General features: G+C 66.1%; 19 protein-coding genes. 2 read left to right on the top strand and 17 right to left on the bottom strand.

What is annotated here, in order from left to right:
• Positions 1 to 9: 9 nt before the first annotated feature.
• The 14 genes from DB31_RS49235 to DB31_RS32130 form a co-directional block, all read right to left on the bottom strand.
• Positions 10 to 1,194 (bottom strand): hypothetical protein, encoded by a 1,185-nt coding sequence (locus tag DB31_RS49235; protein WP_157232279.1) that lies wholly within the window; start codon positions 1,192 to 1,194, stop codon positions 10 to 12.
• 150 nt (positions 1,195 to 1,344) lie between these two features.
• Complete coding sequence (locus DB31_RS32190; protein ID WP_044194655.1) at positions 1,345 to 1,794, bottom strand: cytochrome C oxidase subunit IV family protein; 450 nt, start codon at positions 1,792 to 1,794, stop codon at positions 1,345 to 1,347.
• Between the two features lie 12 nt (positions 1,795 to 1,806).
• Positions 1,807 to 2,472, bottom strand: coding sequence for a cytochrome c oxidase subunit 3 family protein (locus tag DB31_RS32185; RefSeq protein WP_044194653.1), 666 nt, complete (start codon positions 2,470 to 2,472; stop codon positions 1,807 to 1,809).
• A complete protein-coding gene (locus DB31_RS32180; protein WP_044194651.1) occupies positions 2,462 to 4,138 on the bottom strand; it encodes a cbb3-type cytochrome c oxidase subunit I in 1,677 nt (558 codons plus the stop codon). The genes DB31_RS32185 and DB31_RS32180 overlap by 11 nt, the downstream gene beginning before the upstream one ends.
• The gene (gene coxB, locus DB31_RS32175; protein WP_044194649.1) at positions 4,122 to 5,168 is read right to left on the bottom strand and encodes a cytochrome c oxidase subunit II; all 1,047 of its coding nucleotides are present in this window, start codon (positions 5,166 to 5,168) and stop codon (positions 4,122 to 4,124) included. Before coxB ends, DB31_RS32180 begins: the two co-directional genes overlap by 17 nt.
• On the bottom strand, positions 5,165 to 6,040 hold the full coding sequence (locus DB31_RS32170; protein WP_157232282.1) for an SCO family protein: 876 nt from the start codon (positions 6,038 to 6,040) through the stop codon (positions 5,165 to 5,167). The genes coxB and DB31_RS32170 overlap by 4 nt, the downstream gene beginning before the upstream one ends.
• Positions 6,041 to 6,057: 17 nt before the next feature.
• Positions 6,058 to 6,528: a hypothetical protein gene (locus DB31_RS32165; protein WP_044194644.1), complete on the bottom strand. Its 471-nt coding sequence runs from the start codon at positions 6,526 to 6,528 to the stop codon at positions 6,058 to 6,060.
• Complete coding sequence (locus DB31_RS32160; protein WP_044194641.1) at positions 6,525 to 7,727, bottom strand: hypothetical protein; 1,203 nt, start codon at positions 7,725 to 7,727, stop codon at positions 6,525 to 6,527. The genes DB31_RS32165 and DB31_RS32160 overlap by 4 nt, the downstream gene beginning before the upstream one ends.
• Positions 7,724 to 8,287 carry a c-type cytochrome gene (locus tag DB31_RS32155; RefSeq protein WP_044194639.1) on the bottom strand — a complete coding sequence of 188 codons (564 nt, stop codon included), beginning with the start codon at positions 8,285 to 8,287 and terminating at the stop codon, positions 7,724 to 7,726. Before DB31_RS32155 ends, DB31_RS32160 begins: the two co-directional genes overlap by 4 nt.
• Complete coding sequence (locus DB31_RS32150) at positions 8,284 to 8,829, bottom strand: DUF3341 domain-containing protein (protein ID WP_044194636.1); 546 nt, start codon at positions 8,827 to 8,829, stop codon at positions 8,284 to 8,286. The genes DB31_RS32155 and DB31_RS32150 overlap by 4 nt, the downstream gene beginning before the upstream one ends.
• Positions 8,830 to 8,832: 3 nt before the next feature.
• On the bottom strand, positions 8,833 to 10,281 hold the full coding sequence (nrfD, locus tag DB31_RS32145; protein ID WP_044194633.1) for an NrfD/PsrC family molybdoenzyme membrane anchor subunit: 1,449 nt from the start codon (positions 10,279 to 10,281) through the stop codon (positions 8,833 to 8,835).
• Between the two features lie 2 nt (positions 10,282 to 10,283).
• Positions 10,284 to 13,562 carry a TAT-variant-translocated molybdopterin oxidoreductase gene (locus tag DB31_RS32140; RefSeq protein WP_044194630.1) on the bottom strand — a complete coding sequence of 1,093 codons (3,279 nt, stop codon included), beginning with the start codon at positions 13,560 to 13,562 and terminating at the stop codon, positions 10,284 to 10,286.
• Positions 13,559 to 14,221, bottom strand: coding sequence for a cytochrome c3 family protein (locus DB31_RS32135; protein ID WP_044194627.1), 663 nt, complete (start codon positions 14,219 to 14,221; stop codon positions 13,559 to 13,561). The genes DB31_RS32140 and DB31_RS32135 overlap by 4 nt, the downstream gene beginning before the upstream one ends.
• Before the next feature lie 473 nt (positions 14,222 to 14,694).
• On the bottom strand, positions 14,695 to 15,063 hold the full coding sequence (locus tag DB31_RS32130) for an HNH endonuclease (protein ID WP_044194625.1): 369 nt from the start codon (positions 15,061 to 15,063) through the stop codon (positions 14,695 to 14,697).
• Positions 15,064 to 15,481: 418 nt separating this feature from the next.
• Between DB31_RS32130 and DB31_RS32125 the strand changes: the two genes are divergently transcribed.
• Both DB31_RS32125 and DB31_RS32120 read left to right on the top strand, forming a co-directional pair.
• Positions 15,482 to 16,423 (top strand): DUF2381 family protein, encoded by a 942-nt coding sequence (locus DB31_RS32125; RefSeq protein WP_044194622.1) that lies wholly within the window; start codon positions 15,482 to 15,484, stop codon positions 16,421 to 16,423.
• Between the two features lie 11 nt (positions 16,424 to 16,434).
• On the top strand, positions 16,435 to 16,926 hold the full coding sequence (locus DB31_RS32120) for a hypothetical protein (RefSeq protein WP_044194618.1): 492 nt from the start codon (positions 16,435 to 16,437) through the stop codon (positions 16,924 to 16,926).
• A 119-nt stretch (positions 16,927 to 17,045) separates the two neighbouring features.
• Here the strand turns inward: DB31_RS32120 and DB31_RS49230 are convergent, their stop codons facing one another.
• From DB31_RS49230 to DB31_RS32105, 3 genes are all read right to left on the bottom strand, one after another.
• A complete protein-coding gene (locus DB31_RS49230) occupies positions 17,046 to 17,714 on the bottom strand; it encodes a hypothetical protein (RefSeq protein WP_157232278.1) in 669 nt (222 codons plus the stop codon).
• A 245-nt stretch (positions 17,715 to 17,959) separates the two neighbouring features.
• Entirely contained in the window at positions 17,960 to 19,396 is a 1,437-nt protein-coding gene (locus DB31_RS32110; protein WP_044194613.1) for a DUF4166 domain-containing protein, read from the bottom strand.
• Positions 19,393 to 20,565, bottom strand: coding sequence for a hypothetical protein (locus DB31_RS32105; protein ID WP_052420424.1), 1,173 nt, complete (start codon positions 20,563 to 20,565; stop codon positions 19,393 to 19,395). Before DB31_RS32105 ends, DB31_RS32110 begins: the two co-directional genes overlap by 4 nt.
• Positions 20,566 to 20,684: the final 119 nt, after the last annotated feature.

Genomic DNA, 20,684 nt, shown 5'->3' with positions numbered 1-20,684 from the left:
CCTCATGCCTCAGGGGACGATCAAAAGAATGATCTCCGCGTCCGGGTCATTGGAGGTGAGGCGCGACTGGTGGCTAGAGCCACGGCCCGACGCAGGGGAGTCGTACTCCACGGAGTATCGGCGGTCCTTATAGTCGAATTGCAGATCAGGCCGGTTGATTCCCACGCGCGAGTGGTTCTCCGACGTGAGTTGTTGCTGGTTGACGCGGATGTTCTTGGCACCGAGCCCTTGCAAGTACTTGATGTCCACCTGGAGTTGCGCGTTCTGGCTGGGACTGCGGCTGATGGGACGGTTACGCGGCAGTTCTCCAGGCACCGCGGGGCTGACAGCGGCGTCCTGAGGTAAGCGCGGCCTAGGAGCAACCGGCGTCGTTGGGTTCTTTCCGCTGAGCGCTTCAACCAGTCCCGGCGACGGTGCGAGGCGGCCCGGTGCTGGAGGGGCTGGTGCCGGCGCAGGTTCTGGAGCCGGTGGGCCAGCTCGGGGCTCCGGTGGTGGCCGCGCTGGAGCTTCCCCCCTGAGGCCCTGCTGAGGGGAAAAAGAGGGAGCCTGTGGCTCCGGGGCTGCCCGCACCACCCTCGAGAAGACGCCCCGCAGGACTTGGGTCCCCGTCAGGGTCAACAGCGCGACCTTCAGGTCGCGCTCGACCGTCTGCGACAGGTCCTTGCGCACTTCGAGCATCGTCCGGGCAATGCGAGGCGTGGTGGCCGGTGAGAAGACGGTGGGTACGACGAGGGCTCCGTCCGCTCCGCGGTAATAGGCGTAGCTTGCGCGGGTGGCTCCAGATCCACCTGCGGACAGCTCCGCCAGCGCTGCCTCCCGATCCGGGTAGATGGAGGCATTCAACGGCTGGGCGCGGGTGAGCCCCAGGTCGACCTGGTTCTCGGGGACGAGGATGGGCAGGGGCAGTCCCTCGCAGAACAGAATCCACCCACCCTCGCTGATGCCGAAGCCCACGGACGTGACGCGGAGGTCGACAAAATCCCGGTGTGCTCGCGGGTCAGCGAGGCCCTGTGCGCTCTGCGGCAGGCGGATGCCACGCTGCCGCAGGACATCCTGCTGCGCTGGAGAGGGTGCCTCGAAGTCCACCTCAATGGAGGACTGCCCGGGGCCGGCCTGCGCGTACCACCGAGGACTGGCTCGGGAAGGTGGAGCCGCACACGCGGTGAGCCACGCCAGCAGCGCAAGCCCACTCACTGCGCGAATCCACTTTGGCCAGGAATGGCCACACGTCACGAGCCGCATCTGCAACCCCCGGTCCTCAATCCCATGGCCCCGCAAACGCCACGCGGCGCCGGGGAGAACCCTCGGCGCCGCGCGGAGACTTCAGAGAAGGGTGGGGGAGGCTCAGTGCCCGCTGGGGGTCCCGTGAGCGCCGCCCTGAGCGCCGTGCGCGCCACCCGTGCCACCGTGGGTGGACGTCTTGCCCTCGATGAAGTTCAGGTCCGGCAGATCGCTCAGGTGCGAGCCCGCCGGGTTCGCCGGACGGAAGCGCGTGGCGAAGTCCGCCATGGGCATGATCAGCATCATGATGACGAACAGGAACGACACCGCCATCACCAGCCGGTTGGCGCCCTTGTGGTCAGTCAGGTGCATGAAGAACAGCAGCACCAGCGATCCCTTCACAGTGGCGATGAGCAGCGCCAACGCCAGCGCGAAGTTGGGGATGTGCACGCTGCCGGTGACCACCGTCACAACCGTGAGGACCAGGAGCGCGCCCCACACGACGTAGTAACGGCCCGCGCCATGGTGCTCCATGTTGTGCGCTTCCTGAGAAGACTCATTCGCAACAGCCATGATGAAGCACTCCTAGATGAGGTACAGCAGCGGGAAGAGGAAGATCCACACCAGGTCCACGAGGTGCCAGTACATGCTGCCCAGCTCGACGGCGACGTAGTTGTTGGGGCCGAAGTTCTTCTCACGCATCGCCTTGAACATCAGCCACACCAGCACGCTCATGCCCACAACCACGTGGAAGGCGTGTAGGCCCGTGGCCAGGAAGTAGATGGTGAAGTACAGCGGCACGCCCGGCAGCTGCACCGCCTCCATGCGGTAGTACGGACCCGGCAGCGCGCCCTCGGCGAACTTGTGGCTGTACTCGAAGCCCTTGATGACGAGGAAGATGCACGCCATACCGATGGTCAGCGCGAACATCAGCGCCACCACGCCGTTCTTGCCCTCCTTCGCGTAGTGCACCGCGAGCGCCGCCGTCAGCGAGGAGGTGATGAGCACCACCGTGTTCACGGTGCCCATCGTCAAGTCGAGGTGCCGGCTGGCCGCCGCGAACGCCTCGGGGAAGAGGTAGCGGTAGCAGCCGTAGCAGACGAACAGGCCCGCGAAGAGCAGGATTTCCGTCGAGAGGAAGAGCCACATGCCCAGGCGGGCCGCGTGGTTCTGCACCTCGATCGAGGCAAAGTGCTGCGCCAGCCGGGGAACCCCCGGCGAGGCCGCCGCACTGTGAGCACTAGACGACATCGGGCACCTCGGCCTTCTTCGGATCCACGTAGAAGTGGGGCTCTTCAGGGTAGGTGGGCTGCGGGCCCACGAAGTTGTGCGTCGGCGGCGGCGAGGCGGACAGCCACTCGTAGCCCTTGCTGCGCCACGGGTTCTGCCCCGAAGCCCGGCCATACGCCAGCGAGTACACCAGGTAGATGGCGATGATGAGGAAACCGAACGCCAGCAGCGAGGCGCCCGCCGTGGAGGCCACGTTCAGCGCCTGGTAGCGCTCCGGGTACTCGAAGTAGCGCCGCGGCATGCCGTAGTTGCCCAGGAGGAACTGCGGGATGAACGTGGCGTTGAAGCCCAGGATGATGAACGCCGCGGCCACCAGGCCCCAGCCCTCGTGGTACGTCTTCCCGAACATCTTCGGGAACCAGTAGTGCAGCGAGGCCAGGAAGGCCATCACCGTGGCGCCCACCATGATGAAGTGGAAGTGCGCCACCACGAAGTAGGTGTCGTGCCAGTGCACGTCCAGCGACGTGGTCGCCACCGCGATGCCCGTCATGCCACCGAACACGGTGAAGAACAGGAAGCCGCAGAAGTAGGCAAACGGCGTCTTGAAGTCCACCGCGCCCTTGTAGACGGTGCCCACCCAGTTGAAGACCTTGATGGCGGTGAACACGCCCACCAGCATGGTGAGCACGCCGAACACGCCCGCGTCGAAGGTGGACTGCCCCGACACGAACATGTGGTGGCCCCACACGAAGAAGCCCACGAAGGCGATGCCGAGGCTGGAGTAGGCAATCGCCCGGTAGCCGAAGATGTTCTTGCGGCTGTAGGTGGCCACCACCTCGGACATCACGCCGAAGGAGGGGAGCACCATGATGTACACGGCCGGGTGGCTGTAGAACCAGAACAGGTGCTGGAAGAGCACCGGGTCGCCGCCGCGCGCCGGGTCGAACAGGCCGAAGTGGAACAGCTGCTCACCGGTGACAATCACCATCAGCAGGCCGATGACGGGCGTGGCCAGCACCTGGATGCAGCTGGTGGCGTAGAGCGCCCACGCGAACAGCGGCAGCTTGAACCAGGTGATGCCCGGCGCGCGCATCGTGTGGATGGTGACGATGAAGTTCAGGCCCGTGGCGATGGAGCTGAAGCCGATGATGAACGCGCCGAAGAGCACCGGCGCCACCGTCGTCGTCGTGTGCGTGCTGTACGGGGTGTAGAACGTCCAGCCCGTGTCCAGGCCGCCGTTGATCATGCCCCACAGCGCCAGGAACGCACCCGCCAGGTAGATGTAGAGGCTGGCCAGGTTCAGCTTGGGGAACGCCACGTCCTTGGCGCCCAGCATGAGCGGCAGCACGAAGTTGCCGAACACCGCCGGGATGGCCGGAATCATGAACAAGAAGATCATGACCATGCCGTGGAGCGTGAACGTACGGTTGTACGTCATCGCGTCCATGATGGTCGGACCCGGCGTCAGCATCTCGATGCGGATGGCCATCGCGAAGATGCCGCCCACCAAGAAGAAGAGCAGGATCCACACCAGGTACATGATGGCGATGCGCTTGTGGTCCACCGTCAGCAGCCACGACTTGATCGTGGTGCCGTCCACCAGATAGCTCGGGTGGTCGTGGTGCGCGTCGTGGGCGTCGTGCGCGGGCAGGACACCCTCTGCAGTCGTGCTACTGGATGGGTTCATAAGCAGGTCCCTGAGAAGCGCCCTCGCGCACGTTCGGCGTGCGCAGCGACTTGATGAACTCGACGATGGCGGCCGTCTCCGCGCCTTGCAGCTTGCCCTGGAAGGTCGGCATCACGTTCTTGTACCCGGACACGATATGCGCCCCCGGGTCCATCATCGACTGGGTGATGTAGGCCTCGTCCACGCGGATCGTCTTCCCGTCCTCGAGCTTCTCCTCCCGGTTGTACATCCCCAGGAAGGTAGGGCCGATGTGCGGCTCACCCGTCATGGTGTGGCACTTGAAGCAACCCTGGGTACCGGCCAGCCGCTGGCCCTGCTCGGCCATGCGCGCCACCGGCGGCACCAGCGAGGTGTCCGCCAGCGCGTCCTGGCGGCCCGCCAGCCGGCCCCGCTTCTGCTCCTTCAGCCACTCCTCGAAGTCCTCCGGCGAGAGCACCACCACCTCCGCCAGCATCTTCGAGTGGGAGAGGCCGCAGTACTCCGTGCACAGCACCTGGTAGGTGCCGGGCTTGGTGGCCTCGAACCACGCCTGCGTGTAGCGGCCCGGGAGCGCATCCATCTTGATGCGGAAGGCCGGCACGTAGAAGGAGTGGAGCACATCACGCGAGGTGATGAGCAGGCGCACCGGGCGGCCCGCGGGAACGTGCAGCACGTTCACGCCGTTGGGGCCCTCCGGGTACGCGAACTTCCACATCCACTGCTTGCCCATCACGTACACGTCGTACGTGTCCTTGGGAGGCGTGGTGTAGAAGACGAAGTCCCGGAAGCCGATGGCGAACCAGAGCAGGAAGAACACCAGCGGCACGGAGACGAAGAGGAACTCCGTGGGCAGGTTCGGCACCACGTACTCGGTGTGCTGGTTGGGCACCCGGCGGCGGTAGCGGAAGAACATGAAGATCGCCGCCAGGCCCACCGCGATCGACGACACCATGGTGACGCCGACGACGAAATAGTGGAGCTGGTCGACCTTCTCCGCGAACGTCGACGCGCGCTCCGGAAGGAAGAGGATTTTGTCAGCGAAGTTGCTCATGCCGCAGCGCCTTTCTTCAGCTCGCGCCTCCAGAAATAGATCAGCATCCCCGAGAGCGCGGTTAACACCATCAGCGCCCCCGTCCGGATGAACCCAAACACGTAGAAGCTGTACCGCCGCATGGCGGCGTCATACTTGAAACAGGACAGAACCACTCGGTCGAAGCTCGTCCCCACCCGCCCGCTGCTGGCCTCCACCAGGGCCAGCTTCATGTCCTTGGCGGGGAAGCTCGTGCCGTACAGGTAGCGGGACACGCTGCCTTCCGGGGTAATGACATGCACCACCGCGGGGTGGGCGTACTGCTTGGTGCTCTCGTCGTACTTGTACTTGAAGCCCACGGCCTCGGTGAGCAGGCGGATGTTCTCCTCGGTGCCCGTGAGGAAGTGCCAGGGAGCGCTCTCCGGCTTGCCCATGGCCTGCAGGTGGCGGCGGCGCCGCGCCTCGCTCTGGGCCGGAGTGTCCTTGGGGTCAATGCTCACCGTGATGGCCTCGTAGTCCTTGCCCAGCTCCAGCCCCACCTCGCGCATGGCGGCCACCTGGCCATTGATGACGAGGTTACAGAGCATGGGGCACTCGTAATACACCAGTGTCACCAGGGACGGTTTGTCCTTGGGCAACAGCTGGCCGAGTGTCACCTCGCGGCCCGTCTCATCCGTGAAGCGGGCCGCCAGGGGCACAGGCTCCCCGAGGTGCTCCTCCACGTCCACGCCCTGGACCTGCGGAGGCTGGTCCGCGTTCACGATGGCCTGGGGCGTCTTGCCTCCTCCGGGCAGGGCGGACGCCGGCAGCGAGGCGCCCAGCACGAGCGCCGCCACGGCAAGCCCCAGGCGCCAGCCGGCGCGCGAGCCAAAGAAGAGGTGGGGGGAGTACATCGACATCGGAAGCGAGCCTACTTGTGAGGGGTGGGAGAAGTGGGAGCCGGAGCGGGCGCCGTCTGGGGCGCGGGAGCCGGGGGCGGCGGAGGCGGCTTCTGGGCGTCCGCGATGACGCGGTCCATGGCCTGCTCGATCGTCGGGTGGGCGGCCACGCCCGGCTTGTCACCCCAGCCGTTCTTCAGCGCCTGCTGCTGAGAAGCGATCTTCTCCGCGGCGTGCGAGTCCTGCTCGAACATGCGCTGGTTGACGATGCCAATCTCGTACTGGCCGATGGCCATCGGCTTGGGCGGAGGGCCGTCCGGCTGCAGCTCGCGCTCGATGGAGACCTGGAACCGCCAGGCCCACACGGCGCCCACCGCGAAGATGAACAGCGAGATGAGGCCCACGCGGACGACCTTGCCGAGGACCAGGTGGTCCTCCTCGGCCGCCACTCCGTGCGCGCCGACGATGACGCGCGACTCCTGCTCGACCTGGGTCTTCTTCATGGCTGCACGTACCTCAGCGAGTCAGCGATGTACGGGTCCTTCACGGGGACGGTGTACTTGCCGCGGGCGCGGAAGAGGGCGAACCCCACGGAGGTGCCACCCACGCCCACGAAGGCGGTGATGAGCGTCCAGTGGAAGCTCGGGCCGTGGTCGTTGTAGGCCGGCCACACCAGCCAGTACAGGTCCACCAGGTGGATGGTGAGCAGGTACACGGCCATGACGGCCAGGTTGCGCTGCTTCAGCTTGAAGTTGCGCGACAGCAGCACGGCGAACGGGAACAGGAACTGGAGGAAGAACAGCGCCACGGACAGGTTCTGCCAGCCGCCGAAGATGCGCACATGGTACCAGGGCGCCTCCTCGGGGAGGTTGGCGATCCAGACGAGCAGGAACTGGGAGAAGGCGATGTAGGCCCAGAAGGACACGAAGGCCAGCATCAGCTTGCCCAGGTTGTGGTAGTGCGCCGTGGTCACCAGGTTGCCGTACAGGTTCTTGTCACCCTGGGCGTTGATCGTCGCGAGCGTCAGCACGCAGAAGGCCGCCAGGAAGCTGCCGGCGAAGTAATACACGCCGTAGATCGTCGACTGCCAGAGCGGCGTGAGGCTCATCATCCAGTCGAACGCAGCAAAAGTAATGGTGAGCGCAAGGAAGGGCAGGGAGCCCGGGGACAGGAAGCGCTGCTTGACGGTGAGCTCCAGCTGGCCGCCCTCGTCCTGCTGGGTGCTCCAGCTGTGCAGCCGCTGGCTGACGAAGATCCACACGCCGAAGTAGATGGCCTGGCGGATGAAGAAGAAGGGGGTGTTCAGGTAGCCGTGCTGCTTGTGGCCCAGGTGGCCCAGCTCCACCTCGGTGAACTCCTTGGCCAGCTCCGAGCCCGGCACCCAGGGGTACAGGTGCTTGAGGCCCAGGGCCACGCCGATGAAGAGCACCACGAAGATGGGGATGGAGACAGCCATGCTCTCCATGGCCCGGCGCAGCACCGTCATCCACTTGGCCTTGGCCGTGTGGAAGATGGCCACCATGATGAGCGAGGCCACGGCGATGCCCACCCAGTAGGCAAAGGCGATGAGGTAGCTGTGCGCGGTGGCGCGCGGGTCCACGAAGGCCCCCGCGGCGGTGGCCGCGAGCCCGAGAGCGCCGAGGCCGAAGGCCGGCACCATCAGCCTGGGCGTTCCGCTGTAACGCTGCACTTCGGCAATCATCGGTTCTCCTGAGGAAGGTTCTCACCACCCGCGCGGGTACCGCGGGCGGCCTGGAGCGCGCGCACGTAGGCCACCACGGCCCAGCGCTCCTGGGTGTCCAGCTCGCCGCTGAACGAGGGCATCACGCCATAGCCCTCGTTGATGGCGGTGTAGAAGTGGCCGGCAGGCCGGTCCGACAGCTCGAGCAGGCTCGGCGGCAGGCGCAGGCCCATGTTCTCCGCGACGATGCTGTTGCCGTCGCCGAGCGTGCCGTGGCACTGCGCGCAGACGATGGAGTACTTCTTCTGGCCCAGCTGCAGCAGGGCCTTGTCCACCTGCACCGGGATGGTGGCCACCAGCGCGCCGTTGACGCGGCCCGAAGTCATTCCCGGGTTGCCCACCTTCGCCTCGCGAGGAATGGTGCCCTCGGGCGGGGTGCGCATGGCGCGGCCGTCCGCCCAGAACTCGGACGTCTCGTAGTACTCGTACTTGGACTGCACTTCCATCCGCTGCAGGAACTCGGACGGGATTTCACAGCCAGTCAGGGCCAGGAGCCCGACGGCGGGGATGAGCTTCCTCATTCCTTCTCTCCCGAAACGACCGTCACCTGGGTGGCACCCAGGGACTGGAGCTGGGTCTGCACGTCATCCACATTGACGCCCGCCAGCTTCGGCACGCTCAGCCAGTAGCCGTGCGTGGAGGCCGAGCGGAACGCCTCGTGCTCGAAGACCGGGTGGTACGGCTGCGGCAGCCGGCTCAGGCCCAGCACGCCAAAGAACACGCCAAAGGCCGTGAGGAGCACCGCCAGCTCGAACGTGATGGGAATCCACGCCGGCAGGCTCAGCAGCGGGCGGCCACCCACGTTGAGCGGGTAGTCGATGGTGTTCATGTACGTCTGCATGGCCAGCGCCGTGAAGGCACCGGTGATGGTGCCGCCCAGGGCGATGAACGGCACTCGCGAGGGGGGCAGGCCCAGCGCCTCGGACCCGCCGTGCAGCGGGTACGGGGAGTAGGTGTCCATGCCCTGAAAACCCTTCAGGCGCATCTCGTTGGTGGCCTTCACCAGATCGTCGGGCGTGGCGAACTCCGCCAGCACCCAGCTATCGAGGACAGGGGCGTCCATGACTTAGTGGGCTCCGTGGGTAAGGGTGCCAGCCGCGGCCTGCTCAACACCGTGGTGGCCGTGGTGCGCGGCGGCGTGCTTGAGCTCCTGCTGCAGCTCCTTCACCTCGCTGATGGCCACCGCGGGGACGAACTTGAGGAACAGCATGAAGAGCGTGCCGAACAGGCCCAGCGTGCCGATGTAGATGGTCCAGTCCACCCAGGTGGGCGTGTAGATGTCCCACGAGGAGGGCAGGAAGTCCTGGTGCAGCGAGGTGACGATGATGATGAAGCGCTCGCACCACATGCCGACGTTCACCAGGATGGCGGCCACCCACATGATGGGGATGCTGGTGCGCGCCTTCTTGAACCAGAAGATGTTCGGGGTGATGACGTTGCAGGCAATCATCAGCCAGTACACGCCGGCGTACGGGCCCCGCGCGCGGTTCACGTAGAAGGTCCAGATCTCGTACTGGCTCTGGGAGTACCACGCCACGAAGTGCTCCATCATGTACCCGTAGGACACGATGAGGCCGGTGGCGAGGATGACCTTGTTCATGTTCTCCAGGTGGCGGTCCGTAATCACGTCCCGGAGGCCCATGTACTTGCGGGCCGGGACCATGAGCGTCACCACCATGGCGAAGCCGGAGAACACGGCGCCGGCGACGAAGTAGGGCGGGAAGATGGTGGCGTGCCAGCCGGGCAGCACGGACACGGCGAAGTCGAAGGACACGATCGTGTGCACCGAGAGCACCAGCGGGGTGGAGATGCCCGCCAGGATCAGGTAGCCGATCTTGTAGTGGTGCCAGTGACGGCCCGAGCCACGCCAGCCCAGGCTGAACATGCCGTAGAGGATGCGCTGGAGCTTCGTCTTGGACGAGTCACGCAGCGCGGCCAGGTCCGGGATGAGGCCGATGTACCAGAACAGCGCGGACACCGTGAGGTACGTGGAGATGGCGAACACGTCCCACACCAGCGGCGAGCGGAACTGCGGCCACGCGCCCAGGGTGCTGGGGTACGGGAAGAGCCAGAAGGCGAACCAGGGGCGGCCGGTGTGCAAGAGCGGGAAGAGGCCCGCGCACATGACCGCGAACAGCGTCATCGCCTCGGCGAAGCGGTTGATGCTCGTGCGCCACTTCTGCTGGAAGAGCAGGAGGATGGCGGAGATGAGCGTACCGGCGTGGCCGATACCGACCCACCAGACGAAGTTGATGATGTCGAACGCCCAGCCCACCGGCTGGTTGTTGCCCCACACGCCGATGCCCTTGGCCAGCGTGTAGGACACGCCGAGCACCAGGCCACCCAGTGCCGTCAGCGTGATGCCGAACAGCATGAGCCAGCCCTTGCCGGGCTTCTGCCAGACGTAGTCCAGCAGCGTGTCATTGAGCGACTTGTCGTCGTGGTGGGGGGCAACGAGGGGCCGAGGCTCGAGGGGATCGAGCGTGACGGCGCCTGCGGCAGCGGTCTCGGCCATGGTCAGTGCTCTCCTTCATGCGCCTTGGGCGCTTGAGCCAGGGCGGGATTCGGGTTGCGCAACCGTACGAGGTGCACGGTGCGAGGCTGGGTTCCCAGCTCTTGCAACAGCTTGTAGTGGCGCTCGTCCTTGTGCAGCTGGGTGACGCGCGCCTGCGGATCGTTCAGCGAGCCGAAGGCGATGGCCTGCGTGGGGCACGCCTGCTGGCAGGCGGTGTGGAGCTCACCCTGCTTGCCGTCGCCGGCGTTCTGCTCGAAGGTGATCTTCCGGCGCTCGACGCGGGCGGTGATGCGGGCCCGCTCGAGGCGCTGCACGCAGTAGGTGCACTTCTCCATGACGCCGCGGTTGCGCACCGTGACGTCCGGGTTCATCGCCATCTTCTCGGTCGGCTGCTTGCCCTTGGTGTAGTGCAGGTAGTTGAAGCGGCGGACCTTGTAGGGGCAGTTGTTGGAGCAGTACCGCGTGCCGACGCAGCGGTTGTACACCATGTCGTTGAGGCCCTCGTCCGAGTGGACGGTGGCGTTCACCGGGCAGACGTACTCGCACGGCGCCTTCTCGCAGTGCACGCACGCCACCGGCTGCATGATGATCTGCGGCTCGGCGTCCGGCGAGGCGCGGTTCTCGTAGCCGCCCTCGAAGATGCCCGAGCCGGTGAAGTACCGGTCGATGCGCAGCCACTGCATCTCACGGCTGCGGGCGACCTGGTCCTTGCCCACCACCGGGATGTTGTTCTCCGCCTGGCAGGCCACCACGCACGCGGCGCAGCCGGTGCAGCGCGCCAGGTCGATGGCCATGGCCCACTTGTACTCGACCTCGTCGTACTTGTAGGCGGGCATCAGGTTCTGCCGGTTGCCCGGCGTGTCCAGGTCCGGGCCCTGCGTGCGCGCCAGCGCGCTCTGGATGGAGTGGGAGGACTTCGTCTTCCACTCGTCCAGGGTGAAGTCCAGCGCGATGGGGCGGCCCGCGGTGCTCCAGTGCTGCTGCGTGGAGACCAGCTTGTACGTCTCACGCGTCTTGGTGAGCGTGGCGCCGCCGCCGAACCAGGGCGCATCCAGCGTGCGCAGCACGTTGGCGTTGTAGCCCTTGCCCTGCGCCGTCGTCTCGTGGAGGCCCGCGCGGCCGTAGCCCAGCGGCAGCGTCACCGCGCCGTCCGCGTGGCCCGGCTCGACCCACACCGGGGCCCGCAGCGTGCGGCCACCGTAGGAGATCTCGAGCACGTCGCCGCGCTCGACCTTGAGCTCCTCGGCCGTCTTCGGGCTGATGAGCAGCGGGTTGTCCCACACCAGCTTGGTGATGGGGTCCGGCAGCTCCTGCAGCCAGGGGATGTTGGCGAAGCGCCCGTCGTAGACCTTGTAGTCCGGGACGAAGTTGATCTCGTACTGGCCGGCGGCCGACTGCGGAGCCTGGTAGGTGTTGATGAGGCCCGCGGCGCCGTCCAGGTTGGCCGTCACGTTCACCGGAGCGGACGTGCTGTTCGGCACGATGCCCACGGAGACGAGCGTCTCCCAGTGAGACTCGAAGTCCGCCACACCGGCGGCCTGGCCGCGCCAGAAGTCGCGCAGCAGCTGGTAGGCCGGACGGAAGGGCTCGTCCAGGAACATGGCCAGCAGCTCGGACTCCGGCACGCCGTTGAAGAGCGGCTGGATGAGCGGCTGGGCGATGGAGACGGTGCCGTCGAACGAGCGGCCATCGCTCCACGTCTCGAGCTGGTGCGCGGCGGGGATGAACCAGTCCACCAGCGCCGACGTCTCGTCCTCGAAGAGCGAGGTGTAGATGACGTTCAGCTTGGCGCGGTCCGTGTTCTTCGCCGGATCCAGCAGCTCCGCCAGGCCCGAGTCGGCCGGCAGCGCGTACACCGGGTTCCACGAGGTGATGACCAGGGTGTCGGCCTTGCCGCCCTTGAGGTCCGCCACCAGCTCGCGGATGCCTGCCGCGCCCGAGCTCTCGGTGGCGACGGGCAGGTAGCGCACCGTCTTGCCCACGTTGCCGAGCGCCACGTTGAGGGCGTGGGCCAGGGCGTGCACCGCGGCGGGCTGACGCTCACCGGCGACCACCACGCAGCGGCCGGCGGTGTTGCGCAGGTCGCCCGCCACCGCGGCGATCCACTTCTCGCCGTGAGCCGGAGCGGCACTCTTGGAGGCTGCGGCCGAGGCGAGCCCGGAGGCCTGGCCACCCACGGCCTGAGCGATGGCGGCCGCCACGCCGAGCACGTCCGCGGAGCGCACGCGCAGGCGGTGGTCCGCCATGCCGCCGGTGATGGAGTAGCGCGTCTCCGCCACATAGAGGCGGCTGACGGGGCCCATCTTCGGGTCGCGCCGGTGCGCGAACTGGCGCGCATAGGCCAGGTTGGACGGGCGGCTCTCCAGGAAGTCCGCATCCAGCGAGAGGATGACGTCCGCCTGGGAGAAGTCGTACTGCGCCGTCAGTGCCTGCCCGAACACCGCCTGGGAGGCCTCGCTGGCCGGGTCCTGGGCGATGGTGGTGTGGGTGTAGAAGCGAGCGTTGGGCAGCTTCTGCTGGAGGCGGCTGCGCAGGTGGCCCGTCAGCGGCGAGCCGTTGGGCTCGGTGAGGAAGCGGATGCGCGCGCCGCCGTCCGCCGTGGCGGCCTTGCCCACCAGGGCGGCCACTTCCTCGGTGAAGGTGCGCACCGAGCGCGGCGCCTTGCCCTGGCGCAGCACGCGGGCGCGCTGCGGGTCATACAAGGAGAGCAGGAAGGCCTGCTCGAAGACGCCGGCGGCACCCTGGTTCACCGGGTGCTGCGGGTTGCCCTCGACCTTGACGGGGCGGCCCTCACGGGCGGTGATGAGCAGGCCGGAGGTGTGGCCGGCGAACGTCATCCCCGACGCGTAGTGCAGCGGGTTGCCCGGGGTCAGCTCGGGCGGCGTCTTGGTGAAGGGCACCATCCGCTCATCCGACGGGCGGGTGGTGCAAGCGGTGGCGCCGGCCAGCGCCAGCGAGGCGCCGATCAACTGCATGAACTCGCGGCGGGCCACGCCGGTGGGCGGCAGGTCCGCGCCCTCGGGGAACTCGGGGCCCACCGTCTCCAGGTACTCGGGCTTGCCCAGGCGCTCCTCGAGGCTGCGCCAGTACGTCTTGCCGTACCCGTTCTCGGTGGACCCGCCCGTTTGGGCCGCGTGGTCCAGCGCCGCACCGACCTCGTCGTGGTCGTGCGGGTGGGAGGGGTCGTGCGCCTCGGCCGCCGCGGCCTGGCCGGAGACGACCGGGAGCGCGAAGGAGGCGGGGGTGTCCTGCGACGGAGCGCTGGCGTTCTTCGGGTTCATCGGTGGCATGTGGAGCAGCTCGTCCGCGAGTGAACGTCGTAGTCCTGCGCCAGCTTCTCCCCGAGGGCGGCAGCCTCTTTGGGGTCAGCAGGCGGGGTCCAGGTCATGCTGGTGATGTACTCGAGCGGCCGCAGCTGCGACTTCGGATCGCGGTGGCACTCCAGGCACCAGCCCATGGTGAGGGGCTTCTTCTGCTCAATGGCCGCCATCTCGTCCACGCGGCCGTGGCAGCTCACGCAGCCGACGCCCTTGTTCACGTGGATGGCGTGGTTGAAGTAGACGAAGTCCGGCAGGTTGTGGACGCGCACCCAGGGGATGGGCTGGTCCGCGAAGAAGGCCTTGCGCACCTCGGTGAGGTACGGGCTCTTGTTCCAGATCTGCGCGTGGCAGCTCATGCACACGGTGGTGGAGGGGATGCCCGCCGAGGGCGACTTCTCCACCGACCAGTGACAGTAGCGACAGTCGATCTGCTCGTCACCGGCGTGGTGGCGGTGGTCGAACTCGATCGGCTGCTCGTAGGGGCGCTGCATGTTCGTGCCGTACGGCGAGCGTACGTAAGCCATCAGGCCACCGATGGCGATTGCGGGCACGGCGAGGAGACCCGCGGCGGAGAACCGCGAGACCGTGTTCGTCCAGCGAGGAAAGAGTGGGCCGCTCATACCAGGACCAGGGGCAAGCAGGGGACAGCAGGGGAATGCGACAAGGAGGAAAGCGTTCCGTTGGGGCGGAGGACGTCGGAGGTCAGGAAAAGAGGGGGCCGCACCGCATCGGAGCTGTCACGGCGACGCTTGGAGCGCACGCAAGGCATGGCAATCACGATCAAAGTCGACGACCCGAATCCCTAAGAGAGATGCCGCGGGCGGGTCCCTCCTCCTGCTCCCGTCCCAACGCGGCGCGCGACCATCGACCATCAACTCCTGACTGTCAACCTTCTTTCGTTGCGCGCCCCACCCGTGCAGTTGCGCAAATACCACAGCGCGGTTAGCAGGGCGCGGCCGTGGGGGCCCTGGCGATGACGTTCTCTTCTACGAGTCCCAAGTGGCGGTGAACCGGCGCCGGATCAGGGCCCGCGCCATGTCCAAAGGAACAGAGGGCAGCAGCCGGGGTGATGCGGCCCATGAGAGAGCGGCCCTCAGTCCTCGGAGTCCGGGGCCTCGGGGATCCGCCAACGCTCACGGCGGCGGGCTTGGAGGCGGGCGACCAGCTCCTGGGCGCGCGCATCCTTATTATAGCGGGGGTCATGCCGGGAGCCCTTGCCCTGGTTGCACCGAGCACAGGCCAGCCCGAGGTTCTCCAGGGCATCGGTTCCCCCATGGGTGCGGGGGATGATGTGCTCGATGGTGGCCCGGCTGATGGGGTCGCCGTTCAGGTCCACCATGAGGTGGGCGTTGCAGTGTAGGCACTTTCCGAGCCAGACCTCGCGGCCCCGGAAGTCGGTGCGCTCGAAGGTGTTGTCCGTGGCGATGATGTCCAGGACGCGGCGGCGCTTGGAGGCACTCATGGGGGTGGGGCTACCCTAATCAAGAGAGGGGACCGTCCGAAAACGAGGAGTGAGGAGGGCCTGGTCAACTCCTGAGCTGCCACGGGTGAGCAGAATCCACACACGACAGGGTAGAGCGAGCGGCCAAGGCTCACCGGTGAGCCCTGACGACCAGACGCCCTAGAGAAGCTCCCGGCGGCCAAGGCTCACCAGTGAGCCCTGACGACCGAACGCCCGGGAGAAGCCCTCGGCGGCCAAGGCTCACCAGTGAGCCCTGACGACCGGTGATTCCTCGGCAGAGGGCGCGCAGGGAACCATCCTACTGACCGGCCCGGACCCTCGATTCCGACCAACCCTCCGGCGTCAGAAGTGTCCCATGCAGCGCCTGCGATGGTGGAGGTTGTGTGCCGTTCACCCATCCTAGTACGTTGGGTGCGTGATGCGCGACTTGCTACCCTGCCGGTGTGTCCTGCTTGTGATGCTCGTGCCCTGCGTGGCAATGGCCCGGGACCCCTACGACAAGGGAGTCATCCGAACCGAGAAGATCTCGGAGCACCCAGAGAACTCAACGAGCACTGTCTACGTCTCTGGTCAGGTGGCCACCGTCCTCCGCTTCGAGCAGGACGTTGATCCATTGAAGACGAAGCTGTTGGCTTGGGAGGGGCGGTTCGAGCCGCTGCTCGTAGGGAGCAAGAAGGTGGTCATCGAGCCGCTCCGGGAACTCTACCGCGATGAGATGGTTCCCTTGCTCGTCACGCTCGTGGACGGGACCGAGATTCCGTTCATCGTGAAGCCGCGGAGTTTCGAGAAGTGGGGATGGACGGACCATCAGGTCAACGTGTTCAAGGATCCCGACAGCTACAACGCGGTGGTGTCGGCCCTCTATGACTCCCTGAAAAAGGAGCGCAAGCTTCGAGAGGAGAACCAGCGGCTCAGGGAGGAAGAGAGCTCCATTGATCACGCCTATGCGACGCTGCTTGCCAACGGTCAGCAGAAGAAGACGCCGTTCCGCCGAGAGAAATTTTGGCGCTCGAAAAACGAGGACATGGACATCGCGGTCGAGCTCTTCTCAGGGCCTGGAAAGGCAGCGGTCTTGGTTCACCTCTCGAACACCTACTACGGCGACTCCGGCGAACCGTGGAGCTTCGATGGTGCCTTTGTGACCCGTGACTACACCAGCTTTACGGCACGGCCCTTTGCGCTCCGCTTGGATCGGTCCACCATTGCTCCTGGGCAGACTGGGAAGATCGCGGTAGTCGTGGACAAGAGCGCGTTCGAGACGAAGGACGGCGGCATGACCGATCTTGCCCTTCAGATCTTCCGTGGAGATGGTCTCCTCCAGGTGGCTGCGGTACTGGAAGCCTCGCTTATTCGTCAGTAGAACCGCCCCGCATGTCCGCCCTCAAAGCCCTTGTGTTCTGCTCGGGAATCTTTGTCGCCACGTCTTTCAGCTGCACCACAGCCGGGGGATTGTCGCTGCGACCCGACGGCACGCCGGGGCCGCAGGAATGCCCGGAGGAAGCCAAGAAGGCGATGCGCTACCTGAGAATGCACGTTGGGGATGCTGCTTGGGTGGAACTCGACGCCAACCAGATCAGCGCGCGGCGCATTACCCTGTACGACGGGCCGATTGAGAGCATGCTCAAGGACGAACTCGGCACGCTTGAAGCAACGACTCGCTTGTACGGGCAGGTTTGGACGGCCGGCACGCAGGTGGTTGTCCGGTGGTATGAGGCGCATCCGCCGGACAGTGAGAAAATCCCTATCTGCGCGGTAGCCCGGCTCAGCTACGACCAGATGCGCAAACTCCCCGAGTCCAAGCCCGGGATGGCGATCCTCGATGGCTCTACTGCGGCGGCCTACGTCGTGGACGCCTTCCGGTGAGTCCTCCCTGTCTGTCTTGCGCCATGAGGTGAGTTGAGGCCGCTCGCTGGTCTTAAAGCTGTGGCGGAGAGACGGAGCCGGGCGCTCATCAGCCCGGCTCACTTCGCCCCGGAGGGGCGCTACTCGTTCATGCGCGGGTCAGTCTGTAGGCTTGAGAGCGGAACATCTTGTTTTCTCGCCTCGTCCAAGCGATTCAACAACTTCTCTGCAATCTCACGGACGTGCTTCTTCGAGGTTTCGGTGTCAGGCCCGAAGCGCTGATTGGGCTCAAGACTCTGTTGCGCCAGTTCCAGACGCTCTTTCGTCTCAGCAATCTCACGCGCAATCTGTTGCAAATCACGCCGATGCTGCTTGGCATCGAGTTCCTCCCAAGCTGCGAAGAGAGGCATGAGGCGGAAACAGAGGAGGACCAGACGGCGGTGTACTTCCAAGGGGTTATGTCCGCCGTTGACCTTGTCAACAATGTATGCGAGCCCGAGGACGGGCATGATCATGTATGGATGAGGCGGTTCGTTGCTACCGGCATCCGCCTCTGTACCCACCGTCAGAGCGTTGCAGGCCGCTTGGAAGTTGGCAGCAGCCAGACTCCAATGCCCACTTTTCGCGTACTTGTACGCATCCTCATAGAGTTTTTTCCAGCACTGTCGCTCCCCAGAACCACCGCGTCTAGCGACTGCGACTTGCAGCTCGAAATCCCACTGCTTGTCTATGGGCAAGGAACCCTGCTGGGAGTTGGATAACGGCTGCAACGGCGTGAGCTGCGAGGAACTACCGGTGTGGCTGCACATGTGCTTCTCCCTGCCCACTGAAGGGCTAAAGGCTCGGCGGTTGAACGGTTACAGCTCCGACGGGACTGCAACGCCCACTCATCGGCCGTAGAAGCACGAAGGCCGTTCCGCACCTGCGTGCGAGACGGCCCACCTTCCACTGCTTAGAGGGTAGTTTTGTAAAGCGCGACCCCCAAGGTGGGCGAACTCTGCGCGCTGTTCGCAGCTTTATCAGCGGCGAATGTGTAGACGTGTACTCCATCCGCCTACGTTTTGTCAACACAAATCCTATCCTTGGACTCATGCGAGGCCTGATAGCGAAGAATCCCCAGTACCTGGGGTGGTGTCTGTGCGCCCGCGCGCGCCTCCCGCAGCAGCAGCCCGGTGATGCTGACGCACTCCGCTCCGTTCCCATCTGGGAATGCGCGGAACTCGACTCCCAGCCCAAAGGTAGGCAGTGGCAACCCCCGCCAGCGCACGCGCCGACCACGAATCGATACGCCGCCTCTCTCGAGTGCACGCACCTCCAACTCCACCTCCAGACCCTGTTCGATGAAGACCTCGTAGAGGGTGCCGTTCCTCACAACGAAGTCCGAGTCGAACACCCTCAGCAGCCCGTCGCAGTACAGCTCTCGGATGAAGTGCATGGAGCCATCGGCACGACGGAAGGTGCGGAAGCGCGCAGGGAATGTCCTTGCACCACAGTCGAACACTCCTTGGCCGAGGAGCCGGATGGCGATCCAGGCGAGGAGGCGTGCGCCCCATCCCCGCAGATCTACCGATGCTCGCACCGCGTAGGCCCCAGGGTTGGAGTAGAAGCGGACGACTCGTGGGTCCACTTGGCTTACGTCCGCTCTCAGGGTTGCAGCCAGGAGCGGCCAGCCATCGGTGCAAGCTACCTGCTGGCCGCGATGCAGCATGCGTACTCCCCGCCGGTAGACCCGTGCGGCCGTCCATGCGGTGAGGAAGCTGGAGAGCAGCACCCACGCCACCTGCCGATCGCCGAGCAACCCCGCGTGCCGCGCTCCCCGAGGGCTGAGCAGGCCCCGCGCTGTGGCCCACGCGTAATGGCGCAGCAGGCTCCAGCCCGCACGCAGCAACCTCCCGAGCGCGAGAGCCATGCCGTGGGCGATGGCGGTCTCTCCTGGCACCGCCCCGGCAAGTGCTGGCTGATCGAACAGGCGCGCTCCCAACGTCATCTCCAGGTGCTGCACGAGCAGCCGCCACAGGGGCTCCTCCGCGTGCGCCCGTGCCTCGGTGAGGAAGGCGGCCTCGAGCCCCGCCTCCCGGGCCCCAGCCACGTCACGCATGTGGGCGTCGATCCAACACTCGTCGCGCACCTCCCAGGGGAGTCCCTCCGCGCACGCGCGCGCATAGGCCGCCCAAGCCTGGGTCCGCGGCTGGCCCGAGGTATCCACCGGCATGACTGCCGCTCCCAGCTGGGCGAAGGGGGAGGAGACTCCCCAGAATCGTCCCAGTGTCACCGCGCTGGCAGCCAGCAGGTGCACGCGCGACATGCGGCACGGGTGCGCGCGATAGAAGGACTCCATCGCCGCCAGGCTCTGGCGGCAGTTCCGCTGCCGGAACACGAAGGCAGCTAGCTCCTGGGCCGAGGCCTCGGGGGAGTAGGCGCGCGCTTCGGCAAGCTCCGCGGGTTCCGGTCCCTCCCATGCTGTCTCCGTGCCCAAAGCGAGCATGCTCATGGCGTCACCTCCGCGATGGGGTGGGCGACAGGCGCCGGGTGGGGAAACGCTCGGCCTGAGCCCAACCAGCTCCGCGCAGCTCCGGACCCGGGCTTGCGGCCCAGCGCGCGCGTCAGGAGGAAGCAGAGGAAGCGCCAGCGTGAGCGCCGGTGGGCCACAGCCTGCTCGTCCCCTTCGCACCACCTCCGTAGCGTCTCGAAGCTCCACTCGGTTGCCAGCTGCATCAGGGGGCGGAAGAGGCAGAAGTCGAGCAGCTCGCCCACCACACCGTGGCGCGTCTCGTAGTCGAACACCGTCTTGAAGAAAGTCCCTTCGGGCCGGCGCTCGTAGAGCCACACTCCCCGCCCATGGGTGATGAGGCTCTTCGGATCCTCCGAGCCAAACTCGAAGGTCGAGCGCTCGAGAGGGACGTTCTGCAGGTAGCGGCCCCACCCTGTCACTTCGAGCCCAAAGCCGAGGCGCGTGCGGTACTCCATGAGCTGGAATCCGCGCGCGTCTTGGCCGGGGAGGTAGCGGATGGCGGAGAAGCGCAGATCCCAGCCCGTGTGCAAGTCCGGATCTTGGGAGCGCTCCCAGACACGCTCAATGGGGGCAGGGATGAGTGCCTCCACCACGATGCGGCGCGCGAGGAGTTCGTGGTTCGTGGCGGCCGGTGCGGCAGGACGAGAGATCCACCGGCGGAGATCATGAACGAAGGCCGCCAGCGTCACTGCGCCCATGAGCGTCATGAAGGCCCGCAGCACGACGGGAACCGCGGGGGGCTCCACGCGGATCGCAGTGGGCAGCAGCCGGTCTGGCCACACGGCCTGGAAGGTGGTCATGAGGTAGAGGCCCACGAGCAAGCTGAGCACCACGTGCATGAAGTACTCGCCCCGAGGCAAACCGCCCTGAGGCGCACGGCTGTCCCGCTCCTCCCAGACGTCCGCCCAGGCGACAAAGACATCCGCGGCGTACAGCACCCCCAGCATCAGGAGCGCTGCTCCATGGAAGCGCAGGTGCGGCACCCAGAAGAGCTGCAGCGTGTACACGAGATGACGAACGGTGTGCCAGAGCACCTCGCGTCTGCACTCCGGCCTCGAGTGCAGGCGACAGCGGTAGATGTGGAAGTAGACGACGTCAAATGCCCCGAGCAGGCCGATCGCGAGCAACAGATAGAAGGAGGCGCTCATGCGCAGGCCCTGTGCAACTGCACAGCCACCGTGTAAGGGCGCGAAACCTTTGTGCCTGACTTTGGGCCCAGGCGCTGAGGTGTCAACGGCGTGGACAGCGATGACAACCCGGGGGGCGC

The organism is Hyalangium minutum, from assembly GCF_000737315.1.
Taxonomy (GTDB): Bacteria; Myxococcota; Myxococcia; order Myxococcales; family Myxococcaceae; genus Hyalangium; species Hyalangium minutum.
The sequence above is the reverse complement of the archived record's forward strand: the minus strand, read 5'-3'. Positions and strand labels throughout refer to the sequence as shown.

Coding starts and splice junctions, on each gene's coding strand:
- DB31_RS32135 (WP_044194627.1), bottom strand. CDS start 14,221: ATGAGCGGCCCACTCTTTCCTCGCTGGACGAACACGGTCTCGCGGTTC.
- DB31_RS32165 (WP_044194644.1), bottom strand. CDS start 6,528: ATGAAGAAGACCCAGGTCGAGCAGGAGTCGCGCGTCATCGTCGGCGCG.
- DB31_RS32180 (WP_044194651.1), bottom strand. CDS start 4,138: ATGAACCCATCCAGTAGCACGACTGCAGAGGGTGTCCTGCCCGCGCAC.
- DB31_RS32105 (WP_052420424.1), bottom strand. CDS start 20,565: ATGAGCGCCTCCTTCTATCTGTTGCTCGCGATCGGCCTGCTCGGGGCA.
- DB31_RS32155 (WP_044194639.1), bottom strand. CDS start 8,287: ATGAGGAAGCTCATCCCCGCCGTCGGGCTCCTGGCCCTGACTGGCTGT.
- DB31_RS32185 (WP_044194653.1), bottom strand. CDS start 2,472: ATGTCGTCTAGTGCTCACAGTGCGGCGGCCTCGCCGGGGGTTCCCCGG.
- DB31_RS32190 (WP_044194655.1), bottom strand. CDS start 1,794: ATGGCTGTTGCGAATGAGTCTTCTCAGGAAGCGCACAACATGGAGCAC.
- DB31_RS32125 (WP_044194622.1), top strand. CDS start 15,482: ATGCGCGACTTGCTACCCTGCCGGTGTGTCCTGCTTGTGATGCTCGTG.
- DB31_RS32110 (WP_044194613.1), bottom strand. CDS start 19,396: ATGAGCATGCTCGCTTTGGGCACGGAGACAGCATGGGAGGGACCGGAA.
- DB31_RS32150 (WP_044194636.1), bottom strand. CDS start 8,829: ATGGACGCCCCTGTCCTCGATAGCTGGGTGCTGGCGGAGTTCGCCACG.
- DB31_RS32170 (WP_157232282.1), bottom strand. CDS start 6,040: ATGTACTCCCCCCACCTCTTCTTTGGCTCGCGCGCCGGCTGGCGCCTG.
- DB31_RS32120 (WP_044194618.1), top strand. CDS start 16,435: ATGTCCGCCCTCAAAGCCCTTGTGTTCTGCTCGGGAATCTTTGTCGCC.
- DB31_RS32130 (WP_044194625.1), bottom strand. CDS start 15,063: ATGAGTGCCTCCAAGCGCCGCCGCGTCCTGGACATCATCGCCACGGAC.
- DB31_RS32160 (WP_044194641.1), bottom strand. CDS start 7,727: ATGATTGCCGAAGTGCAGCGTTACAGCGGAACGCCCAGGCTGATGGTG.
- nrfD (WP_044194633.1), bottom strand. CDS start 10,281: ATGGCCGAGACCGCTGCCGCAGGCGCCGTCACGCTCGATCCCCTCGAG.
- DB31_RS32140 (WP_044194630.1), bottom strand. CDS start 13,562: ATGAACCCGAAGAACGCCAGCGCTCCGTCGCAGGACACCCCCGCCTCC.
- coxB (WP_044194649.1), bottom strand. CDS start 5,168: ATGAGCAACTTCGCTGACAAAATCCTCTTCCTTCCGGAGCGCGCGTCG.
- DB31_RS49230 (WP_157232278.1), bottom strand. CDS start 17,714: ATGTGCAGCCACACCGGTAGTTCCTCGCAGCTCACGCCGTTGCAGCCG.